Genomic DNA, 843 nt, shown 5'->3' with positions numbered 1-843 from the left:
TTTAGCGAAAGGGAAATTTACTATAGACGCTGTAGAGCTTAAAACAGGAGAAGACAAAGGCGTAGAACCTTCTACAGATACAGTAAACGGCGAATTTATAGCGCGTTCATCCGATGGGCTTATTTATTGCAAAGGCCGCAGCACAGAACCAACATTTACAGAAGCAGCATTTAGAACATTGATGTTGCCAGGCTATGTACCGCCAGCACCATAACATTTTTAGCGGGGCCTATACTGGCCCCTGTTTTTTTCTAACCACAAAAATAGACCCTCAGAAAGAAGGAAATTAATCATGATAAAACTTAAACTAAGAAACCCCGAAACAGCCAAATTTAAAACATATAGCGAAGACTTTGTAAGTGGCTCAGCTTTCCGCCGTGTTGTTGCTTTTGGTGTTAAACAGGAAACATTGGCAGCTCAAGGAAAAGCTCCTAACGAATTAGAACAAATAGACGATTTAGTTGAATTAGTAGCTTCTCTTTTTTCTAGTGAAGAGGTTAATTTAGAGTCTGTTTATGACGGGCTACCCGCGGCAACTATGACCGATATATTAAATGGAATTATTTCAAGTGTATTGGGCGGGGAAGATGAGGAAGCAGCTGCAGAGGGAAAGTAAATGAGGAAGCCAGCTTTACTAAATCTATGGAGAATTTAGAAACACTCTATAAGGATCTGTTAGACGCCGGCTGGAAACTGAATGATATAGATAATATGGACATTAACTTTTTCTTGAAATTAATGCACGAAAAACAAGAAGCTGCAAAAGAAAAAGAGCGAATGAGTGGAATAGACTTCTTTAATTCCATTTAACAAAGCAGGGATAGGGCTTTTATGGCTTCTATT

The 843-nt window shown here is 39.0% G+C and carries 1 protein-coding gene and 1 pseudogene; both read left to right on the top strand.

Annotated features, from left to right (window positions below):
• Window positions 1-214: pseudogene (locus CVN76_RS30880) on the top strand (major tail protein); the annotation flags it as partial.
• A 78-nt stretch (window positions 215-292) separates the two neighbouring features.
• Window positions 293-616, top strand: a complete 324-nt coding sequence (gene gpG, locus CVN76_RS06170) for a phage tail assembly chaperone G (protein WP_100530145.1) — start codon at window positions 293-295, stop codon at window positions 614-616.
• Window positions 617-843: the final 227 nt, after the last annotated feature.

Source organism: Bacillus sp. mrc49, from assembly GCF_002803435.1.
This window is presented reverse-complemented; position numbering and strand designations above follow the sequence as displayed.